9 protein-coding genes are annotated in these 16561 nt (G+C 75.4%); 6 read left to right on the forward strand and 3 right to left on the reverse strand.

Features of this window, described 5'->3' with window-relative positions; translation table 11 throughout:
- Positions 1-123: 123 nt before the first annotated feature.
- Entirely contained in the window at positions 124-4680 is a 4557-nt protein-coding gene (locus tag SCA03_RS35680) for a serine/threonine kinase C-terminal domain-containing protein (RefSeq protein WP_218037774.1), read from the forward strand.
- Between the two features lie 140 nt (positions 4681-4820).
- Here the strand turns inward: SCA03_RS35680 and SCA03_RS06655 are convergent, their stop codons facing one another.
- Positions 4821-5933, reverse strand: a complete 1113-nt coding sequence (locus SCA03_RS06655; RefSeq protein WP_086818210.1) for a glycosyltransferase — start codon at positions 5931-5933, stop codon at positions 4821-4823.
- Positions 5934-6145: 212 nt separating this feature from the next.
- Between SCA03_RS06655 and SCA03_RS06660 the strand changes: the two genes are divergently transcribed.
- The 3 genes from SCA03_RS06660 (at position 6146) to SCA03_RS06670 (ending at position 10603) form a co-directional block, all read left to right on the forward strand.
- Complete coding sequence (locus SCA03_RS06660; RefSeq protein WP_086818211.1) at positions 6146-6763, forward strand: TetR/AcrR family transcriptional regulator; 618 nt, start codon at positions 6146-6148, stop codon at positions 6761-6763.
- Positions 6764-6851: 88 nt separating this feature from the next.
- The gene (locus SCA03_RS06665; protein WP_141275248.1) at positions 6852-8504 is read left to right on the forward strand and encodes a succinic semialdehyde dehydrogenase; all 1653 of its coding nucleotides are present in this window, start codon (positions 6852-6854) and stop codon (positions 8502-8504) included.
- Positions 8505-8623: 119 nt separating this feature from the next.
- Positions 8624-10603: a GMC family oxidoreductase gene (locus SCA03_RS06670; protein WP_078872713.1), complete on the forward strand. Its 1980-nt coding sequence runs from the start codon at positions 8624-8626 to the stop codon at positions 10601-10603.
- An 842-nt stretch (positions 10604-11445) separates the two neighbouring features.
- Here the strand turns inward: SCA03_RS06670 and SCA03_RS06675 are convergent.
- Positions 11446-11772: a chorismate mutase gene (locus SCA03_RS06675; protein ID WP_141275249.1), complete on the reverse strand. Its 327-nt coding sequence runs from the start codon at positions 11770-11772 to the stop codon at positions 11446-11448.
- A 427-nt stretch (positions 11773-12199) separates the two neighbouring features.
- Between SCA03_RS06675 and guaA the strand changes: the two genes are divergently transcribed.
- Together guaA and SCA03_RS06685 are read left to right on the forward strand one after the other, a co-directional pair.
- Complete coding sequence (guaA, locus tag SCA03_RS06680; protein WP_030874711.1) at positions 12200-13783, forward strand: glutamine-hydrolyzing GMP synthase; 1584 nt, start codon at positions 12200-12202, stop codon at positions 13781-13783.
- Between the two features lie 194 nt (positions 13784-13977).
- Entirely contained in the window at positions 13978-15156 is a 1179-nt protein-coding gene (locus tag SCA03_RS06685) for a hypothetical protein (RefSeq protein WP_141275250.1), read from the forward strand.
- A 145-nt stretch (positions 15157-15301) separates the two neighbouring features.
- On the opposite strand, the gene SCA03_RS06690 is transcribed toward SCA03_RS06685, so the two are convergent.
- Positions 15302-16495, reverse strand: a complete 1194-nt coding sequence (locus SCA03_RS06690) for a hypothetical protein (RefSeq protein WP_086815501.1) — start codon at positions 16493-16495, stop codon at positions 15302-15304.
- Positions 16496-16561 lie beyond the last annotated feature (66 nt).

Here is a 16561-nt window from a genome sequence, read left to right on the forward strand (position 1 = left end):
ACCTTTCGGCGGGCTGCGGTGCGCTCGGACGGCCGGAGTATCGTGAAGGGCGCAGCCCGTCAGCATCCGCAACGTGGCGGAGAGAGAACGGAGTTGGCGGTCTCACGCGCGAGGGGAGGCGCTGTGGAGGAGTACGGGGAGTACACGGGCCGACTGCTCGCCGACCGCTATCGCCTGCCGGGCGCGCCCTCCGACGCACACGAACTCGCCGAAACCCTCGCGTGGGACACCGCGAGCGGGCAGGAAGTGCTCGCCCGGCAGGTGCCGTTGCCGGAGGTGGTCGACGCCGAAGTCGTCGAGCGGTTCGAGCGCTTCGAGCATTCCGGGCCGGGAGAGCCCGTCGACCCGGCTCCGCCCGGCGGCGGTCTGTACGGCTCGCCCGGGCGTGCCACACGCCGGCCCGCCGACCCGGTCGTCCGCCGCGCCGTCGAGGCGGCCGTCGCCGCCTCCCGCGTTCCCGACCACCCCCGGCTCGATCAGGTCTTCGACGTGTTCGTCGAGGGTGACGGGCTGTGGATAGTGAGCGAACTGGTCCCCGCGCGCCCGCTCGCCGCGCTGCTCGCCGATCGTCCGCTGGGCGCCCACCGCGCCGCCGAGATCGCCGCCGACCTGCTCGCGGCGCTGCGCGTCGTGCACGCGCACGGCTGGACGCACCGCAACCTCACCGCGCGCACCGTGCTCATCTGCGAGGACGGGCGGGCGCTGTTGACCGGGCTGGCGGTGGGCGCCGCCGAGGAGGCGCTGTGCGGGTACGACCCGCTGCCGGAGTCCGGCGCGCCGCCGGCACCGCCCGTGGGCGGCAGCGTGGTGCCGCGGTCCGCGCCCCCGCGGTCCCCGGCGCACGGTTCGCCGCACACAGCCCCGCCCTACGACTCTCCCGAGGTCCCGTCGGAGGCCGCACCGGAGGCCGCGCAGGAGGAGTTCGACGCGTCCGGGACCGAGGTGCCGCCCGGGCGCTCCGGTACGCCGTCGGCCCCGTGGGCGCGCGCGGCGGGCGCGGGGGCGGACGCGGCGCGCGACCGGATGTCCGCCGCCCGGGACGCGCTCGCAGCCGCCCGCGACGAGGACCCGGGCGGAGCAGCTCCGCAGCCCACGGACCCGTCCGCCTCCAGCGACCCGTCCGCCTCAAGCACCCCGTCGGCCTCCGGCGGCCCGTCGGCCTCCGCCGAGGACGCCGCCCCGCACGGTCGCCCCTCCCCGGCCCGGCCGGGCGGGGAGCCTGCGCCGAATGCCCCGGCCCCCGGCCCCTCCACCTGGACGGGCCGAGCGCTGCCCGAGGGGTTCGTCGCCCGGCAGGACGATCCGCCCCCGCGCCCCGGCGACGAACTCCCGTACGGCCAGGAGGGCCAGGCGTCCCCGTATGCCGGGGGCCCGTACCCGGTGGACCCGTCTGTGGATCCGTCTGTGGCCCCGTCCTCGGCGGGCCCGCGCCCGACGGCTCCGTACCCGGCGGGCCCGCACCCGACGGCTCCGCACCCGGTGGACCCGTCCGCTCCGCCGTACGGCGAGGAACCGGAACCGCCGGGGGCGCCGCCGTACGGCACGGTTCCGGGCGGTCTCGTCCCCAGGGAATCCGGCCCGCACGGCTTCGCCCCGCAGGGGCCCGGCCCGTACGGCGGCGCGGAGCACCGGGTGGGCCCCGAGTCCGACGAGGTGCGGCGCGGAGGCGCGAGTCCCGGGGCGGGCGCGTACGGCAGGCCGCGCGGATCCGGGGCGCGCCCCGCGCTCGGCAGCGATGCGCGCAGCCGCGGCATCTTCGGCTTCGACGGCGTCACACCGGAGGACGCCCCCCTCGATGGCCTCGACGGTACCGACGGCCTCGACGGCGCAGACGGGTTGGACGGCTTGGACGGGCCGGACGGTCTCGTCGGGCCGGGGGGCCTCGGGGGCCCGGGCAGGCGCGGCGGGGCGGGCGGTCCCGGCGCTCCGGGAGGTCTCGACGGCCCCGCCCGGTACGGCACCCCGGGCGGGCTCAACGGGCCGGAGGCGCGCGGCGATGCGGCCGGGCACGGCACCCCCGGCGGTGACGACGCCCCGGGTGAACACGACGCGTCCGGCGAGGACGGCGGCCCGGCTCATCGGCTCCTCGGGCCACGTGGGCAGGACGGCCGCGGGCCGGGTGGGTACGGGGAGCCGCCCGGGGCAGGGGCGGCGGGTGGTGCCGGCCGCGGGCGCCGGGCCGGTGGGCCGCCCGTTGCGCACGGCTACGAGACGTCGGACGAGGTGACGGCGCGGGCTGCCCGGCGTGGCGCCATCGCGGCGTACCGGGAGGGCGCACGGCGTGCGACGGCGGACCGTGACGGCGCCCGGCGTTCCGGCCGTGGCCACGGCGACGGCGGCGCGGGCCCGGGCCGCTCCGGCTCCGCCGCGTCCGCCGGACAGGGCGGCGGCACGGACTGGTGGGCGACGCCTCCCGGTTCCGGCGAGCCGTCGCACGGCGGCCCCGGGGGCGCGCTGGACGACGATGTGCGCTGGCTGCCCTCCGGCGAGGACGAGGTGTTGCCGGAGACGCTCCCGGGCGGCGGCCGGGGCGTCGAGCGCGAGGAGATCTACGGGCCGCGGGCCGTCGGTCCGTACGGAGAGGCGGAGCACCGTCCGGCGCCGGGCACCGGCCCGACGGCGCTGCCCGGGGACGCACGGGCAGCGGGGCAGCGCAGTGTCCCGGCCCCGTGGTCGACGGGCGGCGCGCGCACCGGCGGCACGCCGGGCGGGGCAGCCGGAAGCGGGGCGCCGGACGGGCCCGGGGGCGAACTGTCCGGCGTGGACGGGGAATACGAGGCGACCGCGTCCGGGAGCCGGGCGCAGCCCTGGCACGACGCGTACACCGTGCCCGGCGAAGACGGCTGGGGCGACGGCCGTGGCGACGGCGCAGGCCCCGGGGCGTACGGCCCCCGGCGCTCGGGGCACGCCGATGCCTCCGGGGCGGACGACGCCCTCGGGCGGGGCGGTGCGGAGCCGGAGGTGCGTTTCGCCAAGGGCCGCCCCGGCGGCGGGGAGGCGGAGTCGGCCGGGCCCGAGACGTACGCGGATCCGCACGGCGGGGGCGGCGCGGCGCCGGAGGAGAGCCTCCGGGACGCGGCGGACGGCGACACCGGCGCGGGCGGCGGGTTCGGCGGGCCCGACGGGTTCGGCGGGTTCGACGAGATCGACGGCGACGGCGGGTTCGACGGGGACGGCGAGGCCGGGCGGCCCTGGGGGCTGCCGGACGGCGGCGGTGAGCCGGGGCGCTACCGGGGGCCCACGACGGCGCTCGCGGCCGAGCGCGCGCGGCATGCGCGGATGACGATGGTCGGGCCGGTCACCGAGCGCTGGGCGCCCGAGCAGGCGGGGCCGGTGTACGACAACTGGCGGCTGGCACCGCCCGTCGGTCCCGCGGCGGATCTGTGGGCGCTGGGTGCGCTGCTGTTCCGCGCCGTGCAGGGTCATGCGCCGTATCCGGAGGACAGCGCGGCCGAGCTGGTGCAGATGGTGTGCGCCGAGCCGCCCGCCTTCGCCGAGGACTGCGGTCCGCTCCGGCCGGTCGTCGAGTCGCTGATGCGCCAGGACCCCACGGAGCGGCCCGACTTCGAGGAACTCCGGGGCTGGCTGCGCTCGCTGATCCGCTCGGCGCCCGAGCCGGACATAGGGCTGCGCATCGTCGCGGCACCGCCCTCGCTGGAGCCGGGGCAGCCGGCCGATCCGCGTCGGCTGCCGATCGTGCGGCGGCGCGGCGAACTGGTGCGCCGGCGGCGCCGTCGGCGTGCGGAGCGTGCCGAGCGGGCCGCGCGCCCCCGGACGGAGGCTCCGGCGGAGCCGGTGGAGGAAGCACCGGAGCGGCTGTCCGAGCTGTTCACGGAGCCGGCCGAGCCGCCGGAGCCCCGGCCCCAGGGGGACGGTGGGGATGTGCGCGGGGCCCGCGCGGGCCGGCGGCCCCGCCGTCTGGGCCGGGTCCTCGTCGGCCTCGTCCTCGTCGGGACGGCGGGCGCGGTGGCCTACGCGACGTGGTTCATGCCCGGCCGGGAGGACGGGGTGGAGCAGCAGAAGGGCTCGGTCGTCGTCCCGGAGGGCTCCGAGGACGGCGGTGCTGCGGACGGCGGGTCCGGCGGCAAGGAGCATCCGGACGGTGAGCCGGGCTCGGAGGCGGGCAAGGGCCCGGAGCAGGGGTCCGGCCACGAGTCCGGCAAGGGGTCCGGCAAGGATTCCGGCAAGGGGTCCGGGAACGGGTCGGGTTCGGCGGCCGTGCGGGTGCCCAAGGGGTACAAGATGGGCAACGACCCGGCGGGCTTCCGGGTGGCCGTTCCGGAGAAGTGGGACAGGCGCACCGTCGGCAGCCGGGGTGAAGTGCACTACAACGGCGGCCAGGTGGAGATGGTGCTGGCCGCCGGGCGGGACACGACGGCGAAGTACGGCAAGGACCCGATGGTCTACCAGAGCCGGGACGAGCCCGAACTCGCCGCCTACCGCGCGTCGGACTGGGCGACCACGACGGGCACCCGGCGGATCGACGTCGGCGAAACGGCCATGGCCGAGGGGAAGTTCTCCTGGAAGGACGGCAGCGGGCGGGAGGTGTACGCCCGCAACCGGGCGATGATCCTCGACGGGCGCTACCACGTGCTGCTCGTCATGGGGTCGCAGGCGCAGAAGAAGGAGATCGACCGGCACTTCGAGGCCGTCGCGGACACCTACCGCGCCACCCGGTGAGTGCGCCTCCCCGACGCTCCGGTCCCCCTCCCCGCCGTCGTGACCGTGCTCACCCGGCGCCGTTCCAGGGCTTGTTCAGAGCTCGCTCAGGCTTTTCCCGGGCTCGCTCAGGGCTCGGTCAGGGCTCGCACCGGCCCCCTTCAGGGCTTCGTCCACCCGAGGCGCCGTGTCAGCAGTGCGAGTACCTCCTCGGGCGGGTCCATCGCCGCGATCTCCTTGGCCACCGCGGCGGCGCCGTCGGCCGTCGCCCGGTCGGTGAGCAGCCGGGTGACCGCCGGAGCGATCTGCTCGGGGCTGTCGACGACCACGGCCGCGCCCGCCTCGGCCGCCCTGGCCGCGTTGACGGGCTTGTCCAGACCCATCGGGAGCAGCACCATCGGCAGCCCCTGGCTCAGGACGGAGAGCACGCTGCCGGCACCGCCGGACGAGACGACCACGTCCACCCCGTCGAGCAGTTGCCGCATCGGCACGAAACCGGCGAAGTGCACGCGGTCCGAGTCGCCCTGCCAGCCCTCGGCGTCCGACGCCCTGTGCGGGGCGACGACGACGTTCACGCCCAGCTCCGCCAGCGAGTCGAGGATCGCGGCCAGGGCGACGGAGTCCTCGACGACCGTGCCCAGCGTCACCAGGACCACCGGACGGTCCTCCGCGAACCGCGGCCGGGTCCACGCGTCGGTGTCGTCGGAGTGCGGCTCGGGACGGATGGCGATCCGCTCGGCCGGCAACGCGTAGCCCTCGCGCAGCAGACTCTCGGGCCACGGGTCGAGATACGCGAGCGGAGCCGTGGGCACCACGCCGTACTGTGCGAAGCGTGCGGCGGCGGCCCGGTCGAGCGCGGCGGCCAGCCGTGCGTCGGTCGGCAGGGCGGCGCCGTGTGCGACCCAGGGGACGTCCAGCGCGGCGGCGGCGAGCGGCCCGAGGTGGTCGACCTGGTCGGCGACGACGAGGTCGGGGCGGAAGTCGGTGGCGGCGGCGAGCGCGGCCCGCGCGCCGAGGCCCACCCGGGACTCGATGAAGAACTCGACGGGCCCGGCGGCGTCCTGCATGGCGTCGACGCCGGAGCGCCGGGCGACGTCCTCCAGTGCCTCCGGGAGGCTCGGGCCTGCCGGGAGCAGCGGCATCGGCGCGACCCCGGCCATCGACGGATGGCTGAGCAACGCCGTCTCGTGACCGTCCCTCCGGGCCGCGGCGGCCAGCGGCAGCATCGGCAACAGGTGTCCGAAGGCGGGCGTACTGGAGAACAGTATGCGCATGGGGGCTCCTCAGAGCAGGGGCTGCCGGGGCGGGCACCGTTCGACGGCGTGCGGGCAGGGCAGCGGGCATAGTGGGAAGCGTCGGACCGTCCGGCCCGGCCGTCAGGATCTGTCCGGTACCGAGCCGCACCGCGGGACGGTGACCGGCCGGAGCCGAAGCGCGGGTTCGCTGACGGCAGTTACCGTAACAGAAAAGTGAAGGGCTATTCACTTTGCCGAAAGTCACGGCGGCCTACTTCGATGCCCGGCGTCAAGAGATCCTCACGGCCGCACGCGCACTCTTCGCCGACAAGGGCTTCGTCCGCACCTCCATGTCGGACATCGCCGCCGCCGCGGGCCTGTCGGCCGGGGCGGTCTACCGCTACTTCCCGAGCAGGAGCCATCTCGTGCTCGCGATGTGCGGGGAGGAGGGCGGGGGAGCCGCGGAAGCGACGGGGGGCACCGAAGCCACGGGAACGACGGAAGCCGCAGGTGGGGACGGGGAGCCGGCTCTCGGCGGGACCGCGGCCGAGTCCGTCGAGACGCTCCGGCGGCAGGTCGACCCCCGTGCGCAGGGGCTGCAACAGGCGCGGCTGGTCACCCAGATCTGGGGAAGCGCGGTCACCGACGACTCCCTCGCGACCGTCGCCACGCGGCGGCACGCCGCGCTCCGCGATCAGCTCGCGGGCCTGATCGAGCAGGGCGGGGCCGACGGCGGCGGGCGGCCCGCGCCGCGTGACGAGGCCGAGTTCGCCCTGGCCGCGCTCATCGGCTACGCGGCGCTCGTCGCCACCGACGCACCGGTCGACCACGACGGTTTCGCCCGGGCGCTGTCCCGTGTCCTCGGCTGAGGACCGCGCCGGCGGACGGTGGCGGATTCGGTGAAAACCGGTTACCGCCGGGTATACGAGCGTGCTGCGTGAGCCGTACGCTCGATCCATGACGGACACGCAGGACAGCACCGGCCCGCAGACGGAAACCCCCGGTCAGAGCCCTGACGACGAACGCGGCCGCAACCCGGTGGCCCCCGTGCCGACGGGCTCCCGCACGGCCCGCGACGTGGTCACCCCGGAGCTGGTGACGGCGCTCACCCGCGGTGTGGCCGGCAGCGGTACGACGCGCAGCCACACTCCGTTCACCGGCGAGGTGCTCGCCGAGCTGCCCGAGTCCACCCCCGAGGACGTCGAGGCGGCGTTCGCCGCCGCCCGCACGGCACAGCGCGCCTGGGCGCGGGTGCCGGTGCGGCAGCGGGCCGCCGTGCTGCTGCGCTTCCACGACCTGGTGCTGGCCCGCCAGTCGGAGGTCCTGGACCTGATCCAGCTGGAGACGGGCAAGGCCCGGCTGCACGCGCACGAGGAGGTGCAGGCCGTCGCCGTCGCGGCCCGGCACTACGGCCGCAAGGCACCCGGCTATCTGCGGCCGAAGCGGCACACGGGCGCGATACCGGGGCTGACGAAGGTCACCGAACTGCGCCATCCGCGCGGTGTGGTGGGGCAGATCGCCCCGTGGAACTATCCCTTCGAGCTGTCGGTGGGCGACGCGCTGCCGGCCTTCGCCGCGGGCAACGCGGTCGTGATGAAGCCGGACACGGAGACGGCGCTGACCGCGCTGTGGGCACGCAAGCTGCTGATCGAGGCGGGCCTGCCGCCCGAGGTGTGGCAGGTGGTGATCGGGGACGGGCCCGTCGTCGGCCCCGAGGTCGCCGACCGCGGCGACTACGTCTCGTTCACCGGCTCGACCCGCACCGGCCGCGAGGTGGCCCGGCGTGCGGCGGCCCGGCTGGTGGGGTGCTCGCTGGAGCTGGGCGGCAAGAACGCCATGATCGTGCTGGCGGACGCCGACCTGGACAAGGCCGCGGCCGGCGCGGTGCGCGGCGCCTTCTCCTCCGCCGGGCAGCTGTGCATCTCGATCGAGCGGCTCTATGTCCACGAGTCGGTCGCCGACGCCTTCCTGGAGCGGTTCCTGGCCCGCACCCGCGGGCTGCGGCTGGGCACCGGGCTCGCCTACGGGGCCGACATGGGATCGCTCGTCTCCGAGCGGCAGTTGGAGACCGTGCGACGGCATGTGGAGGAGGCCGTCGAGAAGGGGGCGAGGGTGCTCGCCGGGGGCCGGGCGCGGCCGGACGTCGGTCCGCTGTTCTTCGAGCCCACCGTCCTGGAGGGCGTCGAGGCCCCGATGGCGGTGTGCGGGGAGGAGACCTTCGGCCCGCTCGTCTCCGTCTACCGCTTCAGCGACGAGGACGAGGCCGTCGAGCTGGTCAACGCGTCCCCCTACGGGCTCAACTCCAGCGTGTGGAGCGGCAACGGCCGGCACGCCAGGGAGCTGGCGGCCCGGCTGCGGACCGGCACCGTCAACGTCAACGAGGGCTATGCCGCGGCGTACGGCAGCGCGCAGGCGCCGATGGGCGGCATGGGCGACTCGGGCCTGGGCCGGCGGCACGGCTCCGAGGGCATCCTGAAGTACACCGAGCCGCAGACCGTCGCCCATCAGCGGGTGCTGCCGATGGCACCCTCGCTCGGCATGGACGACGCCAAGTACGCCGCGTTCATGTCCCGTTCGCTCAAGGTACTCAAGGTGCTCCGCTTCCGCTGACCCCTCCCGGGGGCACACCACCCGCCGCCGTCCGCCCCCGTCCCCTCGCGCGGCCCGCCCGCCTCGCCCGTCCCGCCCGTTCACCGTCCCGCTCGTTCACCGTCGAACCGGAGGTACCCGTGTCCCAGCCCACCCCTGCCCGGAAGCGGACGGACGCCGAGGCACCCGAGGGCACCGGGACCGCCGGTGTCCGCGAGGACGCCGGCGGATCCGGCGACGGGCCGTTCGACTACGACGTGCTGGTCGTCGGATCGGGCTTCGGCGGCGCGGTGTCGGCCCTGCGGCTGGCGGAGAAGGGCTACCGGGTCGGGGTGCTGGAGGCGGGCCGGCGGTTCGGCCGTGACGAACTGCCGCGCAACTCCTGGGACCTGAAGAACTATCTGTGGGCTCCGGCGCTGGGGCTGTACGGGATCCAGCGCATCCATCTGCTGGCGAACGTGATGGTCATGGCCGGAGCGGGGGTGGGCGGCGGCTCGCTCAACTACGCCAACACGCTGTACGTACCGCCGCCGGCGTTCTTCACCGACCAGCAGTGGGGCCACATCACCGACTGGCAGGCCGAGTTGGAGCCGTACTACGACCAGGCCCGGCGCATGCTCGGCGTACGTCTGAACCCGACGACGACGCCCTCGGACGTCCATCTGAAGGCGGCGGCCGACCGGATGGGCTACGGCGACAGCTTCCACATGGCGCCGGTGGGCGTCTTCTTCGGCGACGGGCAGGACGCCGGGGGCATGGACCGGGTGGAGCCGGGAACGCGCGTGCCGGACCCGTACTTCGGCGGCGCCGGGCCGGAGCGGCGGGCGTGCGTCGAGTGCGGCGAGTGCATGACCGGGTGCCGGCGCGGCGCGAAGAACACCCTGATGGAGAACTATCTGTATCTGGCCGAGCAGGCAGGTGCGGTGATCCACCCGCTGACCACGGTGAAGGGCATCCGCGAGCGCGTACCCGCCCGGGCCGGGGCGTCCGCCGACGGCACCGACGGGCACGACGACACCGCCGGGTACGAGGTCGCGGTGGTGCGGACCGACCGGCGGAAGGCGCGGCCGAGGATCCTGCGGGCCCGCAAGGTGGTGCTGGCCGCCGGCACCTACGGCACCCAGAGCCTGCTGCACCGGATCCGCGACGCGGGCACCCTGCCCCGGCTCTCCTCCCGGCTGGGCGAGCTGACCCGCACCAACTCCGAGGCCCTCGTGGGCGCACAGACCTACCCCCGGCGCTTCCACCGGAAGTGGGGCAGGGGCACGGAGCTGGACTTCAGCAAGGGCGTGGCCATCACCTCCTCGGTGCACCCGAACGAGACCACGCACATCGAGCCCGTCCGCTACGGCAAGGGCTCCAACACGCTGAGCGCGCTCACCACGCTCCAGGTCCCGCAGAACTCCCCGCTGCCGCGCGGCCTCGCCCACGTCCTCAACTGCCTCGCGCATCCCGCGCAGTTCGTGCGGTCCATGTCGCCGCGCCACTGGTCCGAGCGGATCATCATCGGCCTGGTGATGCAGACCCATGACAACTCCCTGACCACCTACCGGAAGGACAAGGGCCTCGGCAAGGGCCTGTTGACGGCCCGTCAGGGACACGGTGCACCCAACCCGGTGCACATTCCCGAGGGCGCCGAGGCGGCCCGGGCCCTGGCGGAGGAGATCAACGGCTTCGCCGGCACCAACATCGGTGAGGTGATGGGCACTCCGCTGACCGCGCACTTCCTCGGCGGCTGCCCCATCGGCGACAGCCCGGAGCACGGTGTCATCGACCCCTACCACCGGCTGTACGGGCACCCCGGCATCAGCGTCGTCGACGGCTCCGCCGTCTCCGCCAACCTCGGTGTGAACCCCTCGCTCACGATCACCGCGCAGGCCGAGCGCGCCATGTCGTTCTGGCCCAACAAGGGTGAGCCGGACCCGCGCCCGGCGCAGCACGAGCCCTACCGGCGGCTCGGCCCCGTCGCACCGGCCCGACCGGCCGTCCCCGAGGGCGCGTTCGGCGCACTGCGGCTGCCGGTGCTGCCCGTCCCCGAGGTGCCGCGGGCGCGCGTGGACGGTGCGCCCGAGGCCCCGCGTGACGGGGACGGCGCCGAGGGGGCAGCCGGCGGGAGGTGAGCCGCCGCCCCGCGGCGTGCCGCCGCGGGGCCCCTGCGCAGGGCCCCGCCACTGCAAAGGCCCCGAGTGCCGGCCGGGTGGGGTGGCGGCTGCTCGGGGCCCTTGGCGGTCAGCACGGACGTCAGGGCAGCGTCCGCGCTGAGGTGCGGCGCCGGGGGGTAGCGCCGCCGTATGTGGTTCAGACCAATGGTGGTGCGCGGCCCACACGTTCCCGAACGGGAACGGAGGCCGTGCGCAGTGCTGCGAGGCACTCCCAGCATCGTGCGCGATGCCCTTCGCCGTGCGCAACCGTTTCGACGCAGTCGGAACCGGTGTCTCCGGTGGTGAACGGCCTGCGGAGCGTGGGGAGTCGGGCCGCCGGCCCGTCCTGCGCGGGCACCGGTGGAACCAATGTCGGTGGGGCGGGCGATGCCAACGCGCGGCGGAGGGAAGGGCGTTGGACGGGGGAGGGAAGAGAGAGGGGCGAGCGTGAAGGGGGCCGCGGAGCGGCCGGTCCTGAGCGTCCTCGGGACCGGCCGCTGTCGTGACCGGGCTGCTGTCCCCTGCTGACCGGTCACAGCACCGGAGCGAGGTCCCACGACACCTCCGGTCCGCCCCTCGCGGGGCGGACGGGCGTCTCATCGCTCCGGTGACGCCGCCCCATCGGCCGCCGGGCGCCCGGCGGACATCAGGGACACCCCGTCCAACGAAGCCCTTCCGGGGCGGTCACGCTCCGTACGGGTGAGGAGGGACGGCCCCGCCGCGGGCTGTGCACGGCGGGGCCGTGGCGCTCCGTGGCGGTGCCGCCGCGGAGGGTGCCGACCGGCCGGTTCGCGCCCTGCCGGCCGGGGTGCGGCGCCGGGTCAGCGGCCGCGGCAGAGGCCCAGCAGCGTCATCGCCAGCTCGCGGCCGGGGCGGTCCAGCTCCTGGCTGTAGTGGTCGAGGATCTCCATCTCGCGGGAGAGGTGGAGGCGGCGGCCGCCCGCGGCGATCCGGGCCTGCTGGATCGTCTCCGAGATCGTCATCCGCTGCCGGACGAGATCGATGATCCGGGCGTCGAGTTCGTCGATCCGGGCCCGCTCGGCGGCGATGAGACCTTCCGGGCCCTGCACGTCGTCGGCCGCTTCGGGGGCGCCGGACGCGGCGGGCGCCGCGCAGGCCGCCGGGGCTTCGGTGGCAGATGTCTGCATGGGGTGTGTACTCCTCGATCGGTCGGTCGGGCGGCCCGGGGGCCGTTCCGGCCCGGGAACCGAAGGAAACCGACGACGCCCCGGACCGGTGTGGGTCCGGGGCGCCTGGAGGTTCTGTGTCGGTTGGCTCACACAGGACGGCCATGGCAGCCGGTCGGACCGGTGCTGCCATAGAAAAACCAGAAGGCCGTCTGTGTGCGCATGGGAGCCAGTATGCCCCGGCCCCCGGGGAGGACCAAGGCCGGGTCGGAGCCCGGTGGGGGCTCGTGCGCGGGGGGCGCCGGGGCGGGAGCCCGGGGGAGCGCGGGCGGGAGCCGGTGGGGCGACGTGCCTGCTCCGGGGCGCCGCCTGCTCGGCCGTCCGGGTGTCCCGCGGGGGCCGTTATCATCGGGAGCACACCCCAGCATCACCGCCGAAAGGCAGCTTCGTGGCTCCCACCTCGTCCGAGAACGCTCCGGACACCGTCCTCGTCGTCGACTTCGGCGCGCAGTACGCCCAGCTCATCGCGCGCCGCGTGCGCGAGGCCCGGGTCTACAGCGAGATCGTGCCCTCGACCATGCCCGCCTCCGAGATGCTCGCCAAGAACCCGAAGGCGATCATCCTGTCGGGCGGCCCGTCCTCCGTGTACGCCGAGGACGCCCCCTCGCTGGACCGCGAGATCTTCGAGGCCGGCGTGCCCGTCCTGGGCATCTGCTACGGCTTCCAGCTGATGGCGCAGGCCCTCGGCGGCACCGTCGACAACACCGGCAGCCGCGAGTACGGCCGCACCGGGCTGACGGTCAGCAAGCCGGCCTCCACGCTGTTCGAGGGCACCCCCGTCGAGCAGCAGGTGTGGATGTCGCACGGCGACGCCTGCTCCGAGGCGCCCGCCGGGTTCACGGTGACCGCCTCGACGGACGAGGTGCCCGTCGCCGCGTTCGAGAACGACGAGCGCAAGCTGTACGGCATCCAGCACCACCCCGAGGTGATGCACACCACCTTCGGCCAGCAGGAGCTGGAGCACTTCCTGTACCGGGGCGCGGGCCTGACCCCGTCCTGGACGACGGAGAGCATCGTCGACGAGCAGGTGGAGGCGATCCGCGCCCAGGTCGGCAGCCGGCGGGCGATCTGCGCGCTGTCCGGCGGTGTGGACTCGGCGGTGGCGGCGGCGCTGGTGCAGAAGGCCATCGGCACCCAGCTGACCTGCGTCTACGTCGACCACGGGCTGATGCGCAAGGGCGAGACGGAGCAGGTCGAGAAGGACTTCGTCGCGGCCACCGGGGTGCAGCTGAAGGTCGTCGACGCCTCCGAGCGGTTCCTGGGCGCGCTGGCCGGGGTCAGCGACCCCGAGCAGAAGCGGAAGATCATCGGCCGGGAGTTCATCCGGGTCTTCGAGCAGGCGCAGGCGGAGATCGTCGCCGAGGCGCCCAGCGACGAGCCGGTCGCCTTCCTGGTGCAGGGCACGCTCTACCCCGACGTCGTCGAGTCCGGCGGCGGCACCGGCACGGCGAACATCAAGTCGCACCACAACGTCGGCGGCCTCCCGGAGGACCTGGAGTTCGAGCTGGTCGAGCCGCTGCGCAAGCTGTTCAAGGACGAGGTGCGGATGGTCGGGCAGGAGCTGGGGCTGCCCGCCGAGATCGTCCAGCGGCAGCCGTTCCCCGGCCCCGGCCTGGGCATCCGCATCATCGGCGAGGTCACCCGCGAGCGGCTCGACCTGCTGCGCGAGGCCGACGCCATCGCCCGCGAGGAGCTGACGGCCGCCGGCCTGGACGGCGACATCTGGCAGTGCCCCGTCGTCCTCCTCGCCGACGTCCGCAGCGTCGGCGTCCAGGGCGACGCCCGCACCTACGGGCACCCGGTCGTGCTGCGCCCCGTCTCGTCCGAGGACGCCATGACGGCCGACTGGTCGCGGCTGCCGTACGACGTGCTGGGCCGGATCTCCACCCGCATCACCAACGAGGTCTCCGAGATCAACCGCGTCACCCTCGACGTCACCAGCAAGCCCCCGGGGACCATCGAGTGGGAGTGACCCTCGACTGAGGGCCGCGCCCGTTCGGCAGGACCCCGTGTACGCCGCCGTTCCCGCAAGGGAGCGGCGGCGTACGTGCGTTGTGACCGTTTGCCTCCTGCGCGGCCCGGACGCTGCCAGGGCTTTTCGGGGGTGGCGGCTCCCGGTGGCCGGGGAACGCGTGTGCGGATCGGGGAGCGGGATAGCGTGCCGGGATGTCCGAGGGGTCCGGGAGAGAAGCATCGGCGGGGACGGCGCGCGAGCACCGGGTGCGTCAGGAGCCGGATACGCGGTCGGCGTGGCTGGTCCGGCACGAGGAGCACCGGAGGAAGGCGCGGCGGCGCACGCGGTTCGCGTGGCTGGTGGTGTCGGTGGCGCTGGCGCTCACGGTGGCGGGGTGTCTGCTGAAGCCCGTCGTACAGGACGCGTTGATCGTCTCCCGGGCGTGTGACGGGGCACTGGCCCAGGGAGCGCTGGAGGAGCTGCTGGCGGGATCGCGGCCCGGCGGGCAGAGTTCGACCACCGAGCGGCGTGCCGGCTCCTACCGCTGCGGGGTCATCGACGACGAGGACCGGCTCGTCTTCTCCGTCCACACGTACACCGAACGGGACGCGATCGACCGGCGGATGGCCGCGTACACCGACGACAGATCCGCCGAGGCGCTGCCGGCGGGGCTGCCCGGATATGTGATCGGGGACTCCGGGCACGCGCTGCTGCTGCGCTGTCCCGGCCGGGGCAAGGACGCGGCGGGGCGCACCGGCCGGCTGCTGGTGCGTGTGCACAGCTCCGCCGCGCTGCCGGCCCAGGTGCGGGCGGGCGCCGCGGTCGCCGGCAAGGCGGCGGAGAAGCTGGGGTGCGGGGCGAAGCCGCCGGCCGTGCCCTCGCGGAGCGCCGCCGGGGCCGGGCCGGTACCGCTCGCGAAGACGCGGGGCACGGCGTGTGCCGCGCTCGCCGACCTCGCGCACCTCTTCCCCGGCGCGCGCGCCGAGGTGCGTGCCGGGGCACGGCACTCGCCGCTGACCAGCTGCACGGTGCTGGGCCCCGGGACGGACGGCGAGTACGACCACCGCCTTCTCCAACTGCGCGGCTGGTACGGCGACTGGGCACCGCTGCGGCAGGCGACGGCGGCGAAGGGCACCTGGGAGACGCGCGCCCACAAGGACGGGCGGCCCTGGCTGGTGGAGCGCGAAGGGCCCGGCACCGGCATCGGCTGGGCGACCTCCCGGTGCGGGAGCGAGGACGCCGGGTTCGAACTGCGGGCCGATGCCGAGGCGAAGCCGTCCGAGAAGCGGCGGGCTCCCTCGCGCGAGGAGATGCGCCGGGTGCTCAAGGCGTTCGCCGAGGACCAGAGCGAGCGCCACGGCTGCCGGGCGCCGCGGACCCCGGAGCGGTGAGCAGGAGCGGTGAGCCCGAGCCTTGCCCCGGCGCCTGACCCGATGCTTCACCCGGCGCTTGACCCGGTACTTCACCCGGTACTTCACCCGGTACTTCGTCCGGCGCTCGCCCGGTGCTTCCTCCGACGCCTCACCCGGTGCTTCATCAGGCGCTCAAGTAGGCGCGCAGCGCGCCGAGTCGGAGCTGTTCGCGGCTGCTGTCCGGGATGCCGCGGGCGTCGGCCCAGTCGTCCAGGGCGCCGAACATCTGGATGCGGCCGTCCAGCAGCCGCTCGGCCGCGCGGGCGCCCTTGCCCGCCGGGGCGGACGGGCGGCGCTGTGCGAGTGTCACCGCCGGCTGCCGGGTGCGGACCTGCCGGTCCCGGGCCCGGTGGACGCCCCGGGAGTGGCGCAGGACCGCGCGGTCGTACGCCTCCGGATCGCTGATCACGCCCTCGCGTACCGCGTTCTCCCGTGCGCGGGAGAGGGTGCCCAGCAGGTCCGCTGTGTACCGGACCTCGCTCTCGGTGCCGTCGAGACGGCCGTCGTCGGTTCTCGCGCCCGGTATACGCGCGGTGTCGTCCAGATGCTCCAAGTAGGAGGCGAAGTAGGCGCGTTCGGCGTCGTACAGCGTCGCGAAGGCGCGCGGGGAGGGGGTCAGGCGCCGGATCAGCCGGGAGACGTTCGGGCCGTGCCGGTCGTACGGCGTGTGCTCGGCGCCGGGGAACGGCCCGAAGGCGACGTGCGGCTCGTCCCCGTACGTCAGCGCGCCCAGGCGGAGTTCGACGAGGTCGCTCCGGCTCGGGCGTCTCGTCGGCTTCCGGTAGTCGATGTCCTCGGCGCCCCGCACCGCGCGGCGTACGTCGTCGATGTAGGCCGCGAGGGCCTCGGCGACGTACGGGGCGAGGCCGTCCGGCAGCCGTTCGCTGTGGCGCGCTTCGCTCAGCAGGAGCGCCACCCCGTACAGGACACGGGCCTCGGCCTCCCGGTGCGCGCGGCGCGGGGCGTGGGCGTCGCCGGCGGCGCGGCCCGTGGTGGCGGCGACGACGGCGCGGCCCGCGGCCCCGGTTCCGGCGGTGTCCGGGCACAGCGGGTGGCCGGAGGTGCGCAGCAGGCGGGCGAGGGAGCGGATGCGGCCCATGTCCGCGCCGGGGTCGAGCGCCGCGGTGGCACGCGCGGGGTCGCGGGCGAGCGCCCGCGCCTCGGCGGGCGCCGGACGGCAGCGGGCCCCCGGATCACCGCCCTCGGCCGTCGCCAGCGGCACCCCGACCGCGGCCCCGGCGGCGAGCACGGCGGCGGCCCCCAGGGCGAGGAGTCGGGTACGGCGGCGGGTACGGCGCAGGCGGCCCAGGAAGTCCATGCGGTGAGGGTAGTGAGGGGCGCTAGGTTGGTTGTGCGGCAGGCGAGTTGAGGGGGAGAAGGGGGA

This window comes from Streptomyces cacaoi, assembly GCF_006539165.1.
GTDB classification, from domain to species: Bacteria; Actinomycetota; Actinomycetes; order Streptomycetales; family Streptomycetaceae; genus Streptomyces; species Streptomyces cacaoi.

Coding starts and splice junctions, on each gene's coding strand:
- SCA03_RS06655 (WP_086818210.1), bottom strand. CDS start 5,933: ATGCGCATACTGTTCTCCAGTACGCCCGCCTTCGGACACCTGTTGCCG.
- SCA03_RS06665 (WP_141275248.1), top strand. CDS start 6,852: ATGACGGACACGCAGGACAGCACCGGCCCGCAGACGGAAACCCCCGGT.
- SCA03_RS06675 (WP_141275249.1), bottom strand. CDS start 11,772: ATGCAGACATCTGCCACCGAAGCCCCGGCGGCCTGCGCGGCGCCCGCC.
- SCA03_RS06685 (WP_141275250.1), top strand. CDS start 13,978: ATGTCCGAGGGGTCCGGGAGAGAAGCATCGGCGGGGACGGCGCGCGAG.
- SCA03_RS06690 (WP_086815501.1), bottom strand. CDS start 16,495: ATGGACTTCCTGGGCCGCCTGCGCCGTACCCGCCGCCGTACCCGACTC.